General features: G+C 72.0%; 12 protein-coding genes. 7 read left to right on the top strand and 5 right to left on the bottom strand.

Features of this window, described 5'->3' with window-relative positions; genetic code table 11:
• Nucleotides 1-34 precede the first annotated feature (34 nt).
• From QWY80_RS05820 to QWY80_RS05800, 5 genes are all read right to left on the bottom strand, one after another.
• Nucleotides 35-583, bottom strand: coding sequence for a hypothetical protein (locus tag QWY80_RS05820; RefSeq protein ID WP_290229768.1), 549 nt, complete (start codon nucleotides 581-583; stop codon nucleotides 35-37).
• Between the two features lie 69 nt (nucleotides 584-652).
• Nucleotides 653-1,945 carry a DEAD/DEAH box helicase gene (locus QWY80_RS05815; protein ID WP_290229767.1) on the bottom strand — a complete coding sequence of 431 codons (1,293 nt, stop codon included), beginning with the start codon at nucleotides 1,943-1,945 and terminating at the stop codon, nucleotides 653-655.
• Between the two features lie 151 nt (nucleotides 1,946-2,096).
• Nucleotides 2,097-2,690 carry a PqiC family protein gene (locus QWY80_RS05810; protein ID WP_290229766.1) on the bottom strand — a complete coding sequence of 198 codons (594 nt, stop codon included), beginning with the start codon at nucleotides 2,688-2,690 and terminating at the stop codon, nucleotides 2,097-2,099.
• A gap of 25 nt (nucleotides 2,691-2,715) precedes the next feature.
• Nucleotides 2,716-4,395, bottom strand: coding sequence for an intermembrane transport protein PqiB (pqiB, locus tag QWY80_RS05805; RefSeq protein WP_290229764.1), 1,680 nt, complete (start codon nucleotides 4,393-4,395; stop codon nucleotides 2,716-2,718).
• The gene (locus QWY80_RS05800; protein WP_290229763.1) at nucleotides 4,392-5,765 is read right to left on the bottom strand and encodes a paraquat-inducible protein A; all 1,374 of its coding nucleotides are present in this window, start codon (nucleotides 5,763-5,765) and stop codon (nucleotides 4,392-4,394) included. Before QWY80_RS05800 ends, pqiB begins: the two co-directional genes overlap by 4 nt.
• 158 nt (nucleotides 5,766-5,923) lie before the next feature.
• Between QWY80_RS05800 and QWY80_RS05795 the strand changes: the two genes are divergently transcribed.
• The 7 genes from QWY80_RS05795 to QWY80_RS05765 all read left to right on the top strand — a co-directional run bounded on the left by QWY80_RS05795 (nucleotide 5,924) and on the right by QWY80_RS05765 (nucleotide 15,989).
• Nucleotides 5,924-6,907 (top strand): calcium/sodium antiporter, encoded by a 984-nt coding sequence (locus tag QWY80_RS05795; protein ID WP_290229762.1) that lies wholly within the window; start codon nucleotides 5,924-5,926, stop codon nucleotides 6,905-6,907.
• Nucleotides 6,908-7,105: 198 nt separating this feature from the next.
• A complete protein-coding gene (locus QWY80_RS05790) occupies nucleotides 7,106-8,518 on the top strand; it encodes a cytochrome ubiquinol oxidase subunit I (RefSeq protein WP_290229761.1) in 1,413 nt (470 codons plus the stop codon).
• 3 nt (nucleotides 8,519-8,521) lie between these two features.
• Nucleotides 8,522-9,523, top strand: a complete 1,002-nt coding sequence (gene cydB, locus QWY80_RS05785; RefSeq protein WP_290229760.1) for a cytochrome d ubiquinol oxidase subunit II — start codon at nucleotides 8,522-8,524, stop codon at nucleotides 9,521-9,523.
• Between the two features lie 4 nt (nucleotides 9,524-9,527).
• Nucleotides 9,528-11,201, top strand: coding sequence for a thiol reductant ABC exporter subunit CydD (cydD, locus tag QWY80_RS05780; protein ID WP_290229759.1), 1,674 nt, complete (start codon nucleotides 9,528-9,530; stop codon nucleotides 11,199-11,201).
• A complete protein-coding gene (gene cydC, locus QWY80_RS05775; RefSeq protein WP_290229758.1) occupies nucleotides 11,198-12,928 on the top strand; it encodes a thiol reductant ABC exporter subunit CydC in 1,731 nt (576 codons plus the stop codon). Before cydD ends, cydC begins: the two co-directional genes overlap by 4 nt.
• Nucleotides 12,929-12,955: 27 nt before the next feature.
• Complete coding sequence (locus QWY80_RS05770; protein WP_290229757.1) at nucleotides 12,956-14,926, top strand: DUF4139 domain-containing protein; 1,971 nt, start codon at nucleotides 12,956-12,958, stop codon at nucleotides 14,924-14,926.
• 67 nt (nucleotides 14,927-14,993) lie between these two features.
• Nucleotides 14,994-15,989 (top strand): adenosine deaminase, encoded by a 996-nt coding sequence (locus QWY80_RS05765; protein ID WP_290229755.1) that lies wholly within the window; start codon nucleotides 14,994-14,996, stop codon nucleotides 15,987-15,989.
• Nucleotides 15,990-16,027 lie beyond the last annotated feature (38 nt).

The following is a 16,027-nucleotide window of genomic DNA, read 5'->3' as shown; positions in this document are numbered from 1 at the left end:
GACGGGCAGGGTGCGCTGGCCCCGTGTCGCGAGGTCACTCACCGTCACGCCGCCACTCCCGGCCGGTTCTCACCCGGCGTGTCCGTGGGGTGTCGTCCTCGATGGGTACCACCAGGGTGTGATCCTCGAGCTCATTCTCCGGCCGGAACTCGACCCGGTCAGGCGTGCGGGGCGGTTGCCGCTCCGCCTGGCGGCGGATCGCCGAGACGTCCTCGGCGCTGACCAGGGCGCCGGGGCCCCCCAGGGGATCGGCCTGGGCCACCAGGCGCCCCGGGAAGGTCCAGCAGCGTTGGGGAACCTGGGACAGCGGCCAGTCGCGGCCGTGCCAGCGTGCCCGGTCGTCGGGCAGCAGTTGCAGGGCCTCGACAGGCACCAGCGCCTGGAACAGCCGGGCGTTGAGCACCACGCCTGTGGCCATGCGCACCGGTCCCCGGTAGCGGTCCTGCTCGAGGTCGGTCTGCACCGCCCTGCGGTTGGGCTTGGCCGGCAGCGTCGCCCGGCCACAGAGGTGCAGCAGGTCGGCATCGACCTGCTTGATGACCCAGACCTCGAGGGGCTGTTTGCCCAGCAGTCGCTTCAGCATGGTGAGGGCTTATCCATCGCTAGTAGCGGACTACATTCGCATATTACGATTCAGCCTGCCAGCGCGGCGTCACGCCTGGTGCCGGCGCGGGCCACGGCGGCGGCGCCGTGGAGCGGCGTCGTCCCGGCGACCCTCCTGACGGCGCTGAGCGCCGGCGTCGTTGCGCTGGCCGCCGCGACCACCATGCCCGCTGCGCCGGCCGTTCTCGATGGGCTCGGGCCGGGCGTCGGGGTCGGGCTCGAAGCCCGGCTCGATGCGCTTCTCCAGGTCGCGCTTGATCAGTCGCTCGATGCCCTTGAGCAGGCCGTGTTCGTCGACGCAGACCAGCGAGACCGCCTGGCCCTCGCTGCCGGCCCGGCCGGTGCGGCCGATGCGGTGGACATAGTCCTCGGCGACGTTGGGCAGCTCGAAGTTGACCACGTGGGGCAGTTCGTTGATGTCCAGGCCGCGGGCGGCGATATCGGTCGCCACCAGCACCTGCAGATCCCCGCCCTTGAAGGCGGACAGCGCCCGGGTGCGCGCCGACTGGCTCTTGTTGCCGTGGATCGCCATGGCCGGGATGTCCTGCTTGCTGAGCTGCTCGGCCAGGCGGTTGGCGCCGTGCTTGGTGCGGGTGAAGACCAGCACCTGGTGCCAGCCATGCCGGCCGATCAGGTGGGCCAGCAGCTCGCGCTTCTTCTCACGGTCCACGCGGTAGATCGCCTGATCGACGGTCTCGGCGGTGGTGTTGCGACGTGCCACCTCGATCGTCTCGGGCGCGTCGAGCAGCTTGCCGGCCAGGGCCTGGATCTCGTTGGAGAAGGTGGCGGAGAACAGCAGGTTCTGGCGCTGCTCGGGCAGCAGTCGGAGGACTTTCTTGATGTCGTGGATGAAGCCCATGTCGAGCATGCGATCGGCCTCGTCCAGCACCAGGATCTCGACCTTCGACAGGTCCACATGGCCCTGCTGCTGCAGGTCGAGGAGGCGACCCGGGGTGGCCACCAGGACGTCGAGGCCGGGGCGGATGGCGTCCACCTGGGGCTGCTGGCCCACGCCGCCGAAGATGACGTGGCTCTTCAGGGTGAGATGGCGGCCGTAGTCGGCCACGCTCTCGCCCACCTGGGCGGCCAGCTCGCGGGTCGGCGCCAGCACCAGGGCGCGTACCCGGCGCTTGCCGGGGCGCGGGCCGTCGGCCAGGCGCTGCAGCATCGGCAGGGTGAAGCCGGCGGTCTTGCCGGTGCCGGTCTGGGCGCTGGCCAGCAGGTCACCGCCCTTGAGGACGGCGGGAATGGCCTGGCGCTGGATGGGGGTCGGGGTGGTGTAGCCCTGTGCCTCGACGGCACGCAGCAGTTCGGCCCGCAGGCCGAGGTCGGAAAAGGTCATGCGCTCTCCGCAGGAACGCCACGGCTGCGTCACGCGCTCTAGGCGTGACCGGTCCCGGCCGGGGCGTGGAATAATCGGGTCAAGGGCGGCAGAAGGGACGCAGTGTCAATGCCGCGCGGAGGATTATGCCAGATCCTGGGCAAAGTCGCAGCTATTCTTCCTGCCGCGCCGCGCGGATCGCTGCGGCGAGCCGCTCGGCGGCGCTGTCCAGGCCGCGTCCCAGGGCGCGCACCAGGGCCGGGTAGCCGTCGGCCGCCAGTTCGGTCTCCACCCGCAGGGCATCCTCGGCCAGCAGCCGGCCGTCGGGGGCGTGCAGCCGCCAGCGACCGCCGATCACTGCCAGGCCGTCATGGCGTCCCTGGAAGCGGTTGATCTCGAGCCCCAGGGTCAGCGCCTGCGCCTCGCGTCCCCCGGGCTCGTCGAGCTGCACCCGGGTCTCGGGCAGGGCGGTGGCCAGGCGGTCACGCAGGCCACGCTGCAGCTGGCGACCCAGGGCCTCGGCCCACTGGTGGCCGCGGGCCTCGACCAGGGTGATGTCGTCCATCTGCATGATCAGGCCGTCGACGTCCAGGTAGTCGGCCAGCCGCGGGGGGCGCAGCAGCAACCGGTGGGGCGCCTCGGCGCCCGCCGTCTCCCCGGCGGGGGCGTCCGGCAGGGTGTAGCGCTGCGGCGCCGGGGTGGTGCCGGCGCAAGCCGCCAGCAGCAGGGCCATCAGGGCGGCACTCATCCATCCGCTTGCCTTCATGGGGTTCCCTCCATCGTGATTCGCGTCACTCGCGCCGCGGCGCCCGCGGCGTCGGATCCTCGCTGTCCAGGCTGTCGAACAACAGGGCGCGCGGGTTGTCGGAGAGCGTCCTGGCCACCGGCTGGACGTCGCGCATCAGCCGTTCCAGGCGCCGCACCGCACCGAGCAGGTCCTGGTAGGCGGCGGACTCCGGCGACAGGCCCTCCAGGGTGGTGCGCAGCTCCTCCAGGGTAGCGTTGAGGTTGGCCGGCATCTCGCGGGTCTCCGGCGAGTCGAGCAGCCCCTGCAGCGAGTCGGACAGCTCGCGGACCTCGCCCAGCATCGCCTCGGAGGCGGCCAGGTTGCGGTCCAGGCCGGCCAGCAGCGGCTCGAGCTCCAGGTCGTTGAGCTTGGTCAGCAGCTCGGTGACCTGGGACTCGATGAGCGCGAAGCCGCTGGCGGTGGTGGGGAAGACGCGCCGCTCGGCGAAGGTCTGCGGCTCGTAGTCGCCGCGCAGGTCCCGGTCGAAGTTGAGGTCCACGTAGAGCGACCCGGTGAGCAGGTTGCCGCTCTTGAGGGTGGCCCGCAGCCCCAGGTCGAAGAAGCGCCGGTAGCGCTGGCGCCACTCGTCGAGGTCGATCTCCTGGTTCTCGATGCCCAGCCGCTGGGGCTCGATGCGGATCAGCACCGGGATCGAGAAGCCGTCGCGTCCCTGCGGCTGGGTGGCGGTGAAGTTCCAGGGTACCGCGGCCACGGTGCCGACGCGCACGCCGCGGAACTCCACCGGGGCACCACGCGACAGGCCGCGCACCGAATCTTCCACCAGCAGCACGTACTCCAGGTAGCGGTTGAAGGTGCCCTGGCGGGCGCTGTCCTCGTCGGGATAGAGGTTGAAGGTGGCGTCCGCCTCCACCGGCCGACCCAGCGGCAGGTCGTCGGGTACCCCGAAGGTGACCCCGCCGCCCAGCAGCGTCTCGAGGGATTCCACGTTGACCCGGAAGCCCTCGGAGTCGAGGCGCAGGTCGATGCCGCTGGCCGACCAGAAGCGGGTGCTGCCGGTGACCAGGCTGTCGTAGGGCGACTCGATGAAGACGCGATGCCGCATGCGACGCGACTCGGCGTCGAAGGTGGCCTCCTCGACCCGGCCCACGGTATAGCCCTGATAGGTCACGGGGTCGCCGGCCCCCAGCGAATTGCCGAGCTGGCTGATCAGGTTGATGCGCAGCCCCGCCGCCCCGGCCGGCGCCACCGGCGGCTGGTCGCTGACCTCGAACCGTCGCGCGGGTTCCGCGCTGGTGCCCGGCTCGAGCTGGATGTAGGCACCGGAGAGCACGGTGCCCAGCCCGCTGATGCCTTCGCGGCCGACGCGCGGCTTGACCACCCAGAAGCGACTGTCCTCGACCAGCATCGCGTCGGTGTCGGGACTCATGCGGGCGGTGATCACCGCCGTGGAGAGATCCTCGGACAGCTGCACGCTCTCGACCCGGCCCACCTCCACGTTGCGGGTCTTGATCAGGGTGCTGCCGGCCTCGATGCCTTCGGCGTTGCCCATCAGCAGGGTGATCTGGGGGCCACGGCTACGGTAGTTGTCGTAGACCAGCCAGGCGCCGATCAGGATCGCCACGATGGGCACGATCCAGATCGGCGAGAAGCGTGCCTGGGGCGAGGCCTTGGCGCGATGCAGCTCCTCGTCCGGCTTGGCGTCGGGGGGTGGGGTATCGCTCATCCGGAGTTTCCTTGTGGATGTCGGTCAGGAGTGGTCGGGGAGTGTCGCGGCGGGGAGCCGTCCCAGATCAGCCGCGGATCGAAGGTCATGGCCGACAGCATGGTGATCACCACCACGGCGCCGAAGGCCAGGGCGGCGGGACCGGGCTCGATGGACATCAGCGAGCCGGCGCGGATCAGTGCCACCAGGATGGCCACCACGAAGACGTCGATCATCGACCAGCGGCCGATGAATTCGGTGAGGCGGTAGAGGCGGGTGCGGGTGACGGCGTTGAGCTCGCTGCTGCGGTGCACGACCAGGCACAGCCAGGCGAGGGCCACCAGCTTGCCGACCGGCACCATCACGCTGGCCACGAAGATCACTGCCGCCACCGGCCAGGAGCCCATCTGGACCAGTTCCACCACGCCCCCGACGATGGTGGAGGGCGAGCGGTGGCCGAGGCTGGTGGTGGTCATGATCGGATAGACGTTGGCCGGCACGTACATCACTGCCGCGGCGACGAGCAGCGCCCAGGTGCGCTGCAGGCTGTGCGGCAGCCGGCTGCGCAGGCGATCGCCGCAGCGCCGGCAGCGGCCGCGACCGCCGGTGTCGAGGCGATTCACCAACCCGCAGGTATGACAGCCGGCCAGCCCCTGGGGCGCCGCCGCTTCGCCGGTGCGGGTCCCCTCCGGCGCCCTGGGCTCGCCGGCCAGCGAGAACCACATCCAGTCGGCGTCCAGCGACTGGCTGGTCATCAGCAGCAGGATGGCAAAGGCGCAGAAGGCCCAGAACGAGATCCCCAGCTCGACGCTGGCCATGCCGGCGATCTTGATCAGGCTGACCAGGGCGCCAATGATGAAGACGTCGGCCATCATCCAGGGCGTCAGCTGGGCCAGGGAACGCGCGATGGTGCGGCTGGCCGGCAACGGCGCCTCGCGCAGCAGCCCCAGTTGCAGCCAGATCACCCCCAGCAGGTAGACCGCCGGCAACACCATGATGGTGAGGATCACCGCGCCGGCCACCACCGGCTGATGGAAGCCGATCAGGGTGGTGGCCGTCTGCGGCAGCTCGATGCGATTGCCGATGCCGCCCACCGAGAAGCTGACGAAGGGAAAGGCCATTGCCAGGCCCAGCGCCAGCAGGGCGGCGAGCGCCAGGGCCATGCTGCGCTGGGCGGGACGGAAGTGGCGCTTGACCAGGGTATGGCCGCAGCGTGGGCAGTCGGCCTTCTCCCCGGGGCGCAAGGGGGGCAGCAGGACCACCCAGTCGCACTCCGCACAGGCGCGCAGGCGCCGCCGCGCCCGGGCCTCGGGCGGGGTGCGATCCACCCGCGGCGCCCCGTGGGGCAGCGTCGGCAGGCGGTCGAGAAGGCGCGAGGGCGGCTTGGCCAAGGTCGAATCACTCCCTGGGGCAACGACTTCACCGGGGCGTGGGCTCGGCGTACACTGCGCCACTGCCCGCGTCGCGGTCGATCATGCAAAGTGTGACACGTCGTCGCGGCGGGCACCATATACAAACATGCAAACTTGAATGTAATCGGGGCGAGACGATGATCCTTCCTGCGGTAGCGGTGGTGGCGGGCCTGATCCTGCTGGTGTGGAGCGCCGAGCGCTTCGTCGACGGGGCGGCGGCCACCTCGGCCCGCCTCGGGCTCTCGCCGCTGCTGATCGGCATGCTGGTGATCGGCTTCGGTACCTCGGCGCCCGAGCTGGTGGTGTCGGCGCTGGCGGCGGGGCAGGGCAATCCGGGCCTGGCCCTGGGCAATGCCTATGGCTCCAACATCGCCAACATCGGGTTGATCCTCGGCCTGGTGGCGCTGATCTCGCCGCTGGCGGTGCACTCGTCGGTGGTGCGTCGCGAGCTGCCGCTGCTGGGCGGGGCGACCCTGCTCTCGGCGCTGCTGATGTGGGGTGGGCTGATCGGCCGGCTCGAGGGCATCTTGCTGTTGCTGCTGCTGGCCGCCTTCATGGTGTTCAGCATCCTCCGCGCCCGGCGCGAGGGCGAGGACCCCTTGGCCGCCGATACCGAGGAGAGCCTCGCCGTCCATCCGCTGAGCCTCAGGGCCGGCCTGGTCTGGACCGGCGTCGGCCTGGTGCTGCTGGTGATCAGCTCGCGGATCCTGGTGTGGGGCGCCGTGGCCATCGCCCAGGGCTTCGGCGTCAGCGACCTGATCATCGGCCTGACGGTGGTGGCGGTGGGCACCTCGCTGCCGGAACTGGCCTCCTCCGTCAGCGCCCTGCGCCGCAACGAGCACGACCTGGTGCTGGGCAATGTGGTGGGCTCCAACCTCTTCAACACCCTGGGCGTGGTGGGCCTGGCGGCGGTGATCGCGCCGATCCAGGTGGGGACCGAGGTGCTGCTGCGCGACTGGAGCCTGATGACCGCCATGACCGCCCTGATGGCCGTCTTCGCCCTGGGCTGGCGCGGGCGGGCGGGGCGCATCAACCGCCTCGAGGGCGCCGCCCTGCTGGCGATGTTCCTGGCCTACACGAGCTGGATGGTGAACCTGGTGGTGACCGGCGGCGGGGCCTGAAGCGCCGCTGGCTGCGACACTGCGACACAGGTTCCCTGCGGCGAATTCGGGCATGCTGATGGGCGTGGCTGATACAAGCCCGATACAGCGACTCTCGTCTGGACAAGATCGCCCGGCGATCCGGTGCTAGGCTGTGGCTGTCGACCGCGTCCGTCGCGGCTCTCCCCGAACCCACCGCAGTCACGAGGCGTAGGCGTCATGGAACTGGATCCCTTGCTGCTGTCACGATTGCAGTTCGCTTTCGTGGTTTCCTTCCACGCCATCTTCCCGGTGTTCACCATCGGGCTGGCGTCCTATATCGCCGTGCTCAACGGCCTCTTCTACAAGACCGAGAACCCGGCCTGGGATCGCCTGGCCCTGTTCTGGACCAAGGTCTTCGCCGTGGTGTTCGGCATGGGCGTGGTTTCGGGCATCGTCATGTCCTTCCAGTTCGGTACCAACTGGAGCAACTTCTCCCAGGCGGCGGCCAACTTCCTGGGGCCGATGCTGAGCTACGAGGTGGTCACTGCCTTCTTTCTCGAGGCGGCCTTCCTCGGCGTGCTGTTGTTCGGCCGCGGCAAGGTGCCCCAGGGGGTGCACCTGCTGGCCGCCATCATGGTGGCCGTGGGGACCTTCATCTCCTCCTTCTGGATCCTCTCCGCCAACAGCTGGATGCAGACCCCGGCCGGGGTGGAGCTCGTCGACGGCAGCTTCCGGGTCACCGACTGGGGGGCGGCGATCTTCAACCCCTCCTTCCCGTGGCGCTTCGCGCACATGGTCATGGCCTCCTTCCTCACCGGGGGCTTCGTGGTGGCCGGCGTCAGCGCCTGGTACCTGCTGATCGGCCGCGACCCCGACGCCAATCGCCGGGCGCTCTCCATGTGCCTGTGGCTGCTGCTGGTGCTGGCGCCGGCCCAGGCGGTGATCGGTGATTTCCATGGCCTCAATACCCTGGAGCACCAGCCCGCCAAGGTGGCGGCCATGGAGGGCAACTGGGAGACCCGGGGCAACGTGCCGATGCTGATCGCCGCCTGGCCCGACCAGGAGACGCAGGGCAACCGCTTCGAGATCGGCATCCCCAACCTGGCCAGCCTGATCCTGACCCACCGTGCCGACGGCGAGGTGCCCGGGCTCGCCGACACCCCCCGGGACGAACAGCCCGAGGTGTGGCTGGTGTTCTGGGCCTTCCGCGTCATGGTGGGCCTGGGCGTGGCGATGATCGCCGTGGTCCTGGCCGGGCTCTGGCTGCGTCGCGGCGGGCGCCTCTACCGGCACCGCGGGTACCTGCAGGTGCTGAGGGGGATGAGCGTGACCCCCTTCGTCGCCGTGCTGGCCGGCTGGATCGTCACCGAGACCGGGCGTGCGCCCTGGCTGGTCTACGGCATGATGAGCCATGCCGAAGGGGTGACGCCCTCGCTGACCGGGGGCATGGCGCTGTTCACCCTGATCGGCTACGTGGCGGTCTATGCGGTGGTATTCGCCTCCGGGGTCTACTACCTGACCCGGGTGGTACGCCAGGGCATGCTGCCCGAGGACGAGGAGGACCACGGCGAGGTGCACCGGCCCATGCGACCGCTCTCCGCCGCGCACGCCAGCTTCGAACACGATGCGGCCCCGACCTGGAGGAAGTGAGCCATGGAACTCTTCGACCTGTCCCTGATCTGGGCGCTGATCATCGGCTTCGGGGTGATCATGTACGTGCTGATGGACGGTTTCGACCTGGGGCTGGGGATCCTCTATCCCTTCGCCCCGGACGAGGCGGCCCGGGACGTGATGATGAACTCCGTAGCCCCGGTGTGGGACGGCAACGAGACCTGGCTGGTGTTGGGCGGTGCCGGGCTGCTCGGCGCCTTCCCGCTGGTCTACTCGGTGTTCCTGCCGGCACTCTATATCGGCGTCTTCCTGATGCTGGCCGGGCTGATCTTCCGCGGCATCGCCTTCGAGTTCCGCTTCAAGGCGCGACGTAGCCGGCGCTGGTGGAACCGCGCCTTCTGCTGGGGCTCGGCGGTCGCCGCCTTCGCCCAGGGGGCCGTGGTGGGCGCCTACATCCAGGGCTTCGCCGTGGAGGACTTCGTCTACGTGGGCGGTGCCCTGGACTGGCTGACCCCCTTCACGGTGTTGACCGGCCTGGGGCTGATGGTGGGCTATGCGCTGCTCGGCGCCACCTGGCTGATCCTCAAGAGCGAGGGCCACGTCCAGGCCTGGGCCTATCGCATCGCCCCGGGCCTGCTCGCGGCGGTACTCGCGGTGTTCGCCGTGATCAGTGTCTGGACCCCCTTCGTCAACGAGGCGGTGCGCAGCCGCTGGTTCGACCACCTGCAGCTGATCTGGATCCTGCCGGCCCTGGCGCTGGCCTGCGCGGCTTGGCTGTGGAGCGCGCTGCGCCGCCGCCAGGAGGGCCAGCCCTTCGTCGCCACCCTGGGCCTGTTCGTCTTCACCTACCTGGGGCTGGTGGCCAGCAAGTGGCCGGTGATCGTGCCGCCGGACTACACCATCTGGGACGCCGCCTCGGCGCCCGAGTCGCAGCTCTTCCTGCTGCTCGGGGTGCTCTTCGTGATCCCCATCGTGCTGGCCTATACCGCCTGGACCTACTGGGTGTTCCGCGGCAAGGTCAAGGTCGGCGAGGGATACCACTAGGGCCGTGGTCGAGGGCAGGGAGGCGACCCGGCAGGCGGCCCGCTGGCTGGCGGGACTGGCCGCGGCGGAGCGCCGGCGCCTGGGCCTGGCGGTGGTCGCCGGTGGCCTGGCGACCCTGGCCACCCTGGGCCAGCTGGCGCTGCTGGCCCGCTTCGTCGACGCCCTGCTGGCCGATGGGAGGCCGCCGGCCGAGCTCCTCCTGCCGGCGCTGGGCATGCTGGCGCTACTGGCCTTGCGCGCCCTGGCGCTCTTCACCCAGGAGACCCTGGGCCAGGCGGCGAGCCTGCGGCTGCGCACCCGGGTGCGCAGCGCGCTGCTGGACCACCTGGCGCGGCTGGGGCCGGCGTGGCTGGGGGCCCGCCACTCGGCGTCGCTGGCCAGTCAGCTGGTGGAGCAGGTGGAGGCGCTGGACGGCTATATCGCCCGCTTCCGGCCCCAACTGGTCCTGGCGGTGATCCAGCCGCTGATGGTTCTCGCCACGGTGATCTGGCTGGACTGGCTGGCGGCGCTCTTCCTGCTGCTCTCCGCGCCGCTGATCCCGCTGTTCATGGCCCTGGTGGGCATGGGTGCCGAGCGCCTCAACCGCGAACAGTTCGCCGCCGTGGCGCGGCTCTCGGGCCACTTCATCGACCGGGTGCGCGCCGTGACCACCCTGCAGCTGTTCGGCCGCACCCGCGCGGCCACCGCCGAGGTGCACGCCGCCGCCGACGACTACCGCCGACGCAGCCTGCGCACCCTGCGCCTCGCCTTCCTCTCCTCGGCGGTGCTGGAGTTCTTCGCCTCGGTGGCCATCGCCGTGGTGGCCATCTACGTGGGCTTCGGCCTGCTCGGTTACGTCGACTTCGGTCCCGCCCCACAATTGACCCTGTTCAGCGGCCTGCTGGTGCTGCTGCTGGCCCCGGAGTTCTTCCAGCCGCTGCGTAGCCTCGCCCAGCACTACCACGACCGCGCCGCCGCCCTGGGGGCCGCCCGGGAGCTGGCGGTGCTGTTCGAGGCCGAGCCGGCGGCGGTGCGTGGCGAGACGCCGGTCGACGCGGTCTCCCAGGGGGGCCTGATGGAACTCGCGGCGGCGACGGTGACCCATCCCGGTCGTGGGCGGGTACTGGGCCCCCTGGACCTGCGCCTGGCACCCGGCGCGGTGATGGCGGTGACCGGCCCCTCCGGGGCCGGCAAGTCGACCCTGCTGCAGCTGCTGGCCGGCTTCGTCGGCCCCGGCGAGGGCAGCCGCCGCCCGGGCGAGGGCGTGCGCATCGCCTGGATGGACCAGCGGCCGCTGCTGATCCAGGGCAGCCTGGCGGACAACCTGCGCCTGGCCGCTCCGGCGGCCGACGACGCGGCCCTGAGCCGGGCGCTGGCGCGGGCCGGTCTGGGCGAGCTGCTGGCCGGTCTGCCCGCGGGGCTCGACACGCCCCTGGGGGAGCGGGGCGCCGGCCTCTCCGGCGGCCAGGCCCAACGCCTGGCGCTGGCCCGGGTGTTCCTCTCCGATGCGTCCCTGGTGCTGCTCGACGAGCCCACCGCCAGCCTCGACGCCGACACCCAGGCGCGGGTCGCCGAGGCCCTGGCGGCGCTGGCCGGCGAGGGGCGCTGCCTGGTGATCGCCACCCACCAGCCGGCGCTGATGGCCCTGGCCGACCGCCGCCTGGCGCTGCGGGACGGCGTGCCGGAGGCGATCCCATGAGGCATCGCGGTGAGCGGGCGCCCGGGCCGCTGGCGACGCTGCGGCCCTGGCTGAGGCTGCTGGCCCGGCGCCGCGGCCGCCTGGCCGCCGGCGCCGCGCTGATGGCGCTGACGCTGCTCTCGGCCATCGGCCTGCTGGCGCTGTCGGGCTGGTTTATCACCGCCTCGGCGCTGACGGGAGCCCTGCTGGCGGCGGGCATGGCGGCGAGCCTGGACGTCTATGTGCCGGGCGGCGGGATCCGCCTGTTCGCCGTGACCCGCACGGTGTCGCGCTACCTGGAGCGCCTCTACAACCACGATACCGTGCTGCGCCTGCTCGCCGACCTGCGCGCGCGGCTGTTCGCGGTGATCGCCGGCCTGGACGCCCAGGCCCTGATGCGTCACCGCGCCAGCGACTGGCTGAACCGCCTGACCGCCGACATCGACACCCTCGATGCCCTCTTCCTGCGCCTGCTGGCGCCGGCGGGGGTGGCGCTGCTGGCGATCCTGGGCCTGGTCGGCCTGCTGGCGGCCTGGGCCCCGCCGGTGGGGCTGGCGCTGGGCCTGCTGCTGCTCGCCGGCTGGCTATGGCTCACCCTGGGCCAGGCGCGGCTGGGGCTCGCCGCCGGCCGGCGCCAGGGGGCCGACCGGGAGGCGCTGCGCGGGCGGCTGATCGAGCAGCTGCAGGGGCTGGCCGAGCTGGAGACCTACGGCAGCCTGGGCCACCATCGGCGCGAGGTCGAGGCGCTGGAGGCGCGGTTCTACCGCGACCAGCGGCGCCTCGGCGCCTGGGTGGCCCTGGGCAACGCCCTGGTCACGCTGCTGGTGGGCACGGCCCTGGTGCTGGCGCTGTGGTTGGCCGCCCGGGCCTGGGCGGCGGGGGAGCTTTCGGGGCCGCTGGCGGTGATGATGCCGCTGGCGGCCCTGGCCATGAGCGAGGCGCTGGCCGGGCTGCCCGCGGCCTTCACCTGGCTGGGCGCCACCTGGGGCGCCGCCGAACGCCTCAATGGCCTGGCCGAGCGCTCCCGGCCGGCCGCCGAGGCTGCCCGCGGCGAGGAGGCGCCGGCCGGGGCCCTGGGCGTGGCGCTCGAGCGGGTCTCGCTGACCTATCCCGGCGCCCTGGCGCCGGCGCTGGACGACGTCTCCCTGCATCTGGCGCCGGGGGAGCGGCTGGCGCTGTGCGGCGCCTCCGGTGCCGGCAAGTCCAGCGTGGCGGCGCTGGTGTTGCGCCAGCTGGCGCCCTCCGGCGGCCGCATCCGCCTGGGCGGGGTGGCGCTCGCCGACTGGCCCGAGGCGGCACTGCGTCGGCGCGTCGCCGCCCTGACCCAGCGCGTCGACCTGCTCGACGACAGCCTGGCGGCCAACCTGCGCCTGGCCCGCCCCGACGCCACCGAGGGTGAGCTGTGGGCGGCGCTGGCCTGGGTGGACCTGGATGCCTGGGCCGAATCGCTGCCACAGGGACTGGCCACCCGGGTGGGCGAGGGCGGCCGCCGGCTCTCCGGCGGCCAGGCCCGGCGCCTGGCGCTGGCCCGCCTGCATCTCCTGGAGCCCGACCTGGTGCTGCTCGACGAGCCCTTCGCCGGCCTGGATGCCGACACCGTGGCCCGCCTCGCGCCGCGGCTCGACGCCTGGCTGGCGGGACGCGCGGTGATCTACCTGGTACACCAGCTGACGGGCGGCCCCTTCGATCCCCCCGGGGTCGATCGGGCGCTGCGGCTGGAGGAAGGGCGCCTCGGCGGCTATACCTGAGCGTGAATCCCTGACGAGGAAGCGCCGATGAGTGGCAAGGGACGTAGCCCGCGACGGAGGGCCCGGTTCGGCCGTCCGGGGCCGCTGGCGGCCATGGTCGGGCTGCTCGGCCTGGCGGCGTCGGGCCCGACAGAGGCGCAGCGCGTGGAAGCGGTGACCCTCTCCTCCGGTGGCCTGGCGGAGGTCCATCGCGTGGCGAGCCTGGAGGGGGACGGCACCCTCGAGCTCCGGGTTCCCCTGGAGCAGGTCAACGACATCCTCAAGAGCCTGGTGGTGCGCGATCCCGGCGGGCGGTTGCGGGGCATGCGCCTGGACGGCCTGGCGGCCCTGGAGGAGACCTTCCGCCGGCTGCCCTTCGGCCCGGACGACCTGGGATCGGTGGTCCGGTTGGCTGCCACCCTGCAGGGCGTGCCGGTGCGTGTCGCCTCCGGCGGGCGCCGTGTCGAGGGCCAGCTGCTGGGCGTGGACGCGGCGGGCCGGGACGACCAGGGCGCTACCCTGCACACCCTGGCGGTGCTCGACGCCGAGGGGGCCGTGGCCACCCTGCGGCTGCGCGACGATGCCCGGCTCGAGGTGCTCGACGCGGCCCTGGCCGAGCGACTGCGCCAGGCCGTCGCGGTGAGCGGGCGGGCGCGCAGCGAGGCGGTGCGGCGTATCGCCATCGAGCTGGAGGGCGAGGGCGAACGCCAGGTGACGCTCGCCTACGTGGTGGCCGCACCGGTCTGGAAGACCGCCTATCGCCTGCTGCTGGATGGCGACGGGGAGGCTCGGCTGCAGGCCTGGGCGGTGGTGGAGAATGCCAGCGGCAGCGACTGGGACGGGGTGACGCTGACCCTCGCCAGTGGTGCGCCGGTGTCGCTCTCCCAGCGGCTGCTGGAGCGCTACTGGCCGAGCCGGCCCGAGGTGCCGGTCAGGGCCGATACCACGGCGCCCGTGAGGCGCGACGAGGGGACCATGCGCGGGCACGCCCCGGCGCTGCTGGAGTCCGCCGCCACGGCCGACGCCTCCCGGGAGCATGCCGTCGCCGCCCCCGCGCGCCCGGCGCGGGCCATGGAGAGCGATACCGCGGCCACCTGGCGGTTGCCCTTCCCGGTTGACCTGGAGGCGGGACGCAGCCTGTCGCTGCCCTACGTGGATGCCGCGCTGCCCGCCGGTCGGGTGTCGCTCTTCCAGCCGGGGCGTGGTGAGCGTCATCCGGTGGCCGCCGTGCGACTCGAGAACGCCACCGAGACCTGGCTGCCACCGGGCCTGGTGACCGTCTACGAGGCGGGGGTGGGGCATCTGGGGGACGTCGACCTGCCGGGGGTCCCTGCCGGGGAGACGCGCCTGGCGAGCTTCGCCGCCGATCGCAAGCTGCGCGTCTCCAGCGAGTCGCGGCCGGAGGAGCGCCTCACCCGGGTCACCATCGTCGACGGCGCCCTGCGGGCCACGCACCTGTCGCGGGTCACCACGCGCTACACCGTCACCAGCGACGCCCGTCGCTCCCGGGAGCTGCTGATCGAGCATCCGATCCGGCAGGGCTGGCGCTTCGACTCGCCGGCCCTGGTGGCGTCCACGCCCACCCACCATCGCCTCGGGGTGACCCTGGCGCCCGGTGCCGGCCACGAGGTCGAGGCTCGGGAGGAACTGACTCGCAGTCGGACCCTGGCCCTGGTGGATGCCGGCATGCAGCAGTTGATGGAGTGGAGCGAGGCGGCCGACGAGGCGACCGCACGCCGGCTGGAGGACCTGCTCGAGCACCGTCGTGGCGTGGCCGAGGTGGAGCGCGAGCTGTCGCGCATCCGCGAGCGCCTGCAACGGGCCGCCGACCACCAGGCGCGCCTGCGCGACAACCTGGCCGCCGTGGGAACCGACAGCGACCTGGGGCAGCGCTACCTGACCGACCTCGAGGCCCAGGAGAACCGCGTCGGCGAGCTGGAGTCGGAGCGCGAGGCCGCCGAGGCACGGCTCGTCGAGCGCCGCGAGGCGCTGGCCGCCTTCCTGCGCGAGCTGGACTGAGCGGGGACTTTGCGCAAACGGTCAGTTTATATCAGGATGGGGAAAACCTGATGGAGTGGGACGAACCATGCGTGACTTCCTCGAGCGTCTGCCCAAGGTGGAGCTGCACCTGCACATCGAAGGCTCCCTGGAACCCGAACTGATGTTCGCGCTCGCCGAGCGCAACGGCGTCGCGCTGTCCTATGCCTCGGTGGAAGAGGTGCGGGCCGCCTACGACTTCAGCGACCTGCAGTCCTTCCTCGATCTCTACTATCAGGGCATGAGCGTGCTGCGCACCGCCGAGGACTTCTTTGAGCTGGCCATGGACTATTTTCGCCGCGCCCACGCCGAGGGCGTGGTGCACGTGGAGCTGCACTTCGATCCCCAGGCCCACCGGGTGCGCGGCGTCGAGCTGTCGGTGGTGATGGAGGGGCTCTCCCTGGCGCGGCGGCGTGCCGAGCGCGAGCTGGGGCTCTCAACGGCGCTGATCATGGCCTTCCTGCGCGACCGGCCGGCGGAGGAGGCGATGACGCTCCTCGAGGAGGCCGCCCCCTACTGGGAGATGCTCGACGCGGTGGGCCTCGACAGCGCCGAGCGCGGCAACCCGCCGGAGAAGTTCGTCGAGGTGTTCGAGCGTGCCGCCCGGCTGGGTATCGCCCGGGTCGCCCATGCCGGCGAGGAGGGCCCGCCGGACTACATCCGCGGGGCCCTGGATCGGCTGGGCGTCTGTCGCATCGACCACGGCGTGCGCTGCCTGGAGGACCCCGCGCTGGTGGCGCGGCTGCGCGACGAGCGCATGGTGCTCACCGTCTGCCCGCTCTCCAACGTGCGCCTGCGGGTCGTGGAACGCCTCGCGGACCACCCCTTGCCGCGGCTGCTGGCCGAGGGGCTCAACGTCACCCTCAACTCCGATGACCCCGCCTACTTCGGCGGCGGCATGCTCGACAACTTCCTGGCCTGCCACCAGGCCTTCGGTTGGGATCGGGCGACCTTCCGGACGCTGGCCGGCAACGCCATCGAGGCGGCCTTCATGGGCGAGGCGCGCCGCGCCGAGCTGCGCGAGCGGCTGGAGGCATGCGACTGAGGGATGCGGCCTGATCGGGCCGGCCAACCACCAGGCCG

The sequence above is a fragment of the Halomonas ramblicola genome (genome assembly GCF_030409215.1).
Lineage (GTDB): Bacteria > Pseudomonadota > Gammaproteobacteria > Pseudomonadales > Halomonadaceae > Halomonas > Halomonas ramblicola.
Note: the sequence above shows the minus strand (reverse complement) of the source record. Positions and strands in the feature narration are given on the sequence as shown.

Coding starts and splice junctions, on each gene's coding strand:
- QWY80_RS05820 (WP_290229768.1), bottom strand. CDS start 583: ATGCTGAAGCGACTGCTGGGCAAACAGCCCCTCGAGGTCTGGGTCATC.
- QWY80_RS05815 (WP_290229767.1), bottom strand. CDS start 1,945: ATGACCTTTTCCGACCTCGGCCTGCGGGCCGAACTGCTGCGTGCCGTC.
- QWY80_RS05810 (WP_290229766.1), bottom strand. CDS start 2,690: ATGAAGGCAAGCGGATGGATGAGTGCCGCCCTGATGGCCCTGCTGCTG.
- pqiB (WP_290229764.1), bottom strand. CDS start 4,395: ATGAGCGATACCCCACCCCCCGACGCCAAGCCGGACGAGGAGCTGCAT.
- QWY80_RS05795 (WP_290229762.1), top strand. CDS start 5,924: ATGATCCTTCCTGCGGTAGCGGTGGTGGCGGGCCTGATCCTGCTGGTG.
- QWY80_RS05790 (WP_290229761.1), top strand. CDS start 7,106: ATGGAACTGGATCCCTTGCTGCTGTCACGATTGCAGTTCGCTTTCGTG.
- cydB (WP_290229760.1), top strand. CDS start 8,522: ATGGAACTCTTCGACCTGTCCCTGATCTGGGCGCTGATCATCGGCTTC.
- cydC (WP_290229758.1), top strand. CDS start 11,198: ATGAGGCATCGCGGTGAGCGGGCGCCCGGGCCGCTGGCGACGCTGCGG.
- QWY80_RS05770 (WP_290229757.1), top strand. CDS start 12,956: ATGAGTGGCAAGGGACGTAGCCCGCGACGGAGGGCCCGGTTCGGCCGT.
- QWY80_RS05765 (WP_290229755.1), top strand. CDS start 14,994: ATGCGTGACTTCCTCGAGCGTCTGCCCAAGGTGGAGCTGCACCTGCAC.